Source organism: Xanthovirga aplysinae, from assembly GCF_009711365.1.
Taxonomy (GTDB): domain Bacteria; phylum Bacteroidota; class Bacteroidia; order Cytophagales; family Cyclobacteriaceae; genus Xanthovirga; species Xanthovirga aplysinae.
Map to the genome: position 1 here is coordinate 1 of NZ_SMMB01000621.1, position 2816 is coordinate 2816.

General features: G+C 37.0%; 2 protein-coding genes. One reads left to right on the forward strand and one right to left on the reverse strand.

Annotated elements, in window-relative coordinates:
* Positions 1-1837: ribosomal protection-like ABC-F family protein (gene abc-f / locus E1171_RS03360; protein ID WP_246164137.1), on the forward strand; the 1837-nt coding region annotated here is incomplete at its 5' end.
* 146 nt (positions 1838-1983) lie between these two features.
* Here abc-f and E1171_RS03365 read toward each other — a convergent pair.
* Positions 1984-2814: a nucleoside phosphorylase gene (locus E1171_RS03365; RefSeq protein ID WP_246164139.1), complete on the reverse strand. Its 831-nt coding sequence runs from the start codon at positions 2812-2814 to the stop codon at positions 1984-1986.
* Between the last annotated feature and the right edge of the window lie 2 nt (positions 2815-2816).

Consider the following 2816-nt stretch of genomic DNA (forward strand, 5'->3'; position numbering starts at 1 on the left):
AAAGCTACTTTTTGAGCATATATCTTTTGGAATTGATCAGGGACAAAAGACCGCTTTGGTGGGAATAAATGGATCTGGCAAATCTACACTACTTAAAATAATTGCAGGTGAAGAAACCGCCGAGGAGGGAAAAGTATCTTTTCGCAAAGATATACGTGTGGCTTTTCTGGGACAAAATCCTCATTTCGAAGAAAATGAAACAGTAAGAGAATGGATATTTTCCAGTGATAATGAGGCCTTGTCAGTTATCAAGGAATATGAATATCATTTGGAAAGAGCAAACGACCCTGAATCTCAGAAAAAGTTAGAACAATTGATTGAAAAAATAGATCAATTGAACGCCTGGGATTATGAATCTCAAATAAAACAAATTCTTGGTCAACTCAATATTTACCAATTAGAAAGAACGGTAAATTCTCTTTCAGGGGGACAACGTAAACGAGTTGCGCTGGCAAGAACTCTAATCGAAAAACCAGACTTTCTCATCCTTGATGAGCCTACTAACCATTTAGATATTGAAACCATTGAATGGTTAGAAAATTATCTGGCTACTCAAAACATGAGCCTTCTATTGGTAACACACGATCGGTTTTTTCTGGAGCGGGTTACCAACGACATCATTGAATTAGATCAGGGAAAAACTTTCCGCTACAAAGGAAACTATAGTTACTTCCTGGATAAAAAAGCTGAACGCATGGAACAGGAAGCCGCCGAGGTCGAAAAAGCACGGAACCTGATGCGTAAAGAACAAGAGTGGATCAGACGACAACCCAAAGCAAGGGGTACCAAAGCCAAATACCGTATCGAAGCTTTTCAAGAACTCAAATCTAAAGCCAGCAAAAAAATTGAAAAAGCTGAACTGGACATAAATGTGCGTATGAGCCGTCAAGGAAAGAAAATCCTTGAAGTGGAACACCTGAAAAAGTCCTTCGATGAGAAAACCATAATCAGTGATTTTTCCTATATATTTAAACGAAAAGAAAGAATAGGCATTATTGGACCTAATGGAGCTGGAAAATCTACTTTTCTTAACCTTTTGACGGGTAAAACTACCGCAGATAATGGGCTGATCACTTCCGGAATCACCACAAAATTTGGTTATTACACACAAGCTGAATTAGAATACAAAGAAGATCAAAGAGTAATTGACCTAATTAAGGAAATAGCAGAAGTGGTTGAATTAGGGGATGGTAATACGGTTTCTGCTTCTCAATTTCTAGAACATTTTCTTTTCCCTCCTGAGATGCAATACAGCCCTATTTCCAAACTTAGTGGGGGGGAAAAAAAACGTCTCCAATTAATGAAAGTGTTGGTCACCAGTCCAAACTTTTTAATTTTGGACGAACCAACCAATGACCTGGACTTGATTACCCTTGAAGTTTTAGAAGACTTCCTTGAAAATTTTAACGGCTGTTTATTGCTCGTATCCCATGATCGTTATTTTATGGACCGTCTTGTGGATCATTCTTTTGTATTTGAAGGAAATGGCCAAATTAAGGATTATCCTGGTAATTACACCCACTATCGGCAGCTGAAAGCGGAGAAGGAAAAAAAGCAAAAAGAGAAAGAACAAACACAACAAATCAAAAACGAAAAACCAAAGGATAAGCCAAAAGGAGAAAAACGCAAATTAAGCTATAAGGAGCAAAGGGAATTTGAGCAAATAGAGGGTGAACTAGAAAAGTTAGAAATAAAAAAAGCTGAACTGGAAGAAAAACTAAATGCAGGAAGCGAAAACTATGAAGAACTTTCTTCTTGGGGAAAGGAATTAGAAGATACTAATCAACTCATTGAAGAAAAAAGCGACCGTTGGTTGGAGTTATCCGAATTTGCTTAGCCAAAAAAAATGTGAAGCCTATAACTTCACATTTTTTGTTTTTGCATTCTTTAAATAGAACGTTCTTCCAGAACCCCACACCAACAATCCTAATAAATGGCAAGGGGATCTCAAAGGTTGACCTATTCAGTCTTTATAAATAGTAATTAAAACCTATTAAGGATTAATCTAATCATTTCATCTACCACCTCACCGGCATTTTCAACAAACTCATTAGTTATTCGATTCGCCACAATGGCATTTACACTTAACATTTCATGATCCAGCAGACGAGCCATGGCATAATAACCGGCAGTTTCCATTTCAAAATTTGTTATTCGAAAATCCTGGTCTAACCTAAATTGATTGAGATTCTGAATAAGATCTGGCAGATTTAACGGTAAACGTAATATTCGACCTTGTGGGGCATAAAAACCAGGACATGTCACTGTATTTCCAATAATCATCCCTTCCCCAAATTGTTCTTTCAAATGTTGTGAACCTTTCACGCAATAAGGTTTAAATGGCAACTTGGCACTTCTTTCTAAACTATCAGCAACCTTCTTTTCAAAGTCATTGGATTTCAATTGATAAAAGTACATCAAAGTATCCAGACCTATTCCATAGTCCGATGCCAATAAACTTCCATTAGGTATATCCGGTTGCAGAGCTCCAGAAGTTCCTGCTCGGACAATATTTAACTTACGTTTTTCTTCTTTAATTGTCCGGTTTTCCAAATCTATACTTGCCAGGGCATCAAGCTCAGTAAAAAGAATCTCCACATTATCTGTCCCCATTCCACTACTTATGGCCGTAATCCTTTTTCCTTGAAATGTACCTGTATGGGTTACAAATTCCCTTTTCTCTTTTTGAAGTTCAATTGTATCAAAATATTTACTTACTTCTTTTACTCTAGAGGGATCTCCCACCACTATGATATTATCTGAAATTTCTTCAGGAGTTAAACCTAAATGATAAATACTTCCATCCTGGTTCAGGA